Genomic DNA, 692 nt, shown 5'->3' with positions numbered 1-692 from the left:
GGAGATCAATGAGGCGATAGCAGAGGCTGGCGCCTCGGCCGGGGCCAGCAAGGAATGAAGGTCACCGCGGATACAAATGTGCTATTGCGTGCTTATGTGGCTGATGATGAAGAGCAGGCAGCGGTTGCCGTGGATTTGCTCGCCAAGGCCGACATAGTGGCTGTGAGCCTGCAGGCTCTGTGCGAGTTTGCATGGGTCCTGGCCCGCCAATATCAGACTGCGCGCGGGGACATTGTCTCCGCGATCAGCGCGCTGCTGAACACCGCGAATGTCGTCATGAACCGGCCAGCAGTCGAGGCAGGGCTGGCGCTGCTGGAGGCTGGCGGCGATTTCGCCGACGGCGCGATCGCCTTCGACGGCGGCTGGCTCGGTGGGGAGACATTCGTCTCTTTTGACCGGAAGGCGGTCAAATTGCTTTCGGCACAAGGACAAGCGGCCCAGCTTCTTTCCTAGACTCTTCCCGAGGTAGCGTGCTTGGTCGCGCTGCGATCCATGTACAATGACGATCATGCCTGGGAAGGGGAGGGGGCTGCGCCCCCGCAACAAGCCCGCGAGCCAAGCGAGGCGGACGAGCCGGATCCGCTGGCCGAGGTGTTCGCGGCCATCGATGCGGTTCTGGCGCGCTCGATCGCGGTTCTCAAGGGCGTAGCGGTCGAGCAGCCGCCTCGGCTGAAACCGTCGCTGGAACGAGA

The 692-nt window shown here is 63.4% G+C and carries 1 protein-coding gene and 1 pseudogene; both read left to right on the top strand.

Annotation, left to right across the window (positions count from 1 at the left end):
- Window positions 1–54: 54 nt before the first annotated feature.
- Window positions 55–453 carry a type II toxin-antitoxin system VapC family toxin gene (locus ACWGS9_RS35130; protein ID WP_454509470.1) on the top strand — a complete coding sequence of 133 codons (399 nt, stop codon included), beginning with the start codon at window positions 55–57 and terminating at the stop codon, window positions 451–453.
- Between the two features lie 21 nt (window positions 454–474).
- A pseudogene (locus ACWGS9_RS35125) lies at window positions 475–692 on the top strand (hypothetical protein); the annotation flags it as partial.

The sequence above is a fragment of the Mesorhizobium sp. Arg314 genome (genome assembly GCF_053714275.1).
The sequence above is the reverse complement of the archived record's forward strand: the minus strand, read 5'-3'. Positions and strand labels throughout refer to the sequence as shown.

What these genes read in the sequence shown, in the direction of transcription:
- ACWGS9_RS35130 (WP_454509470.1), top strand. Translation starts at nt 55, where the DNA reads ATGAAGGTCACCGCGGATACAAATGTGCTATTGCGTGCTTATGTGGCT.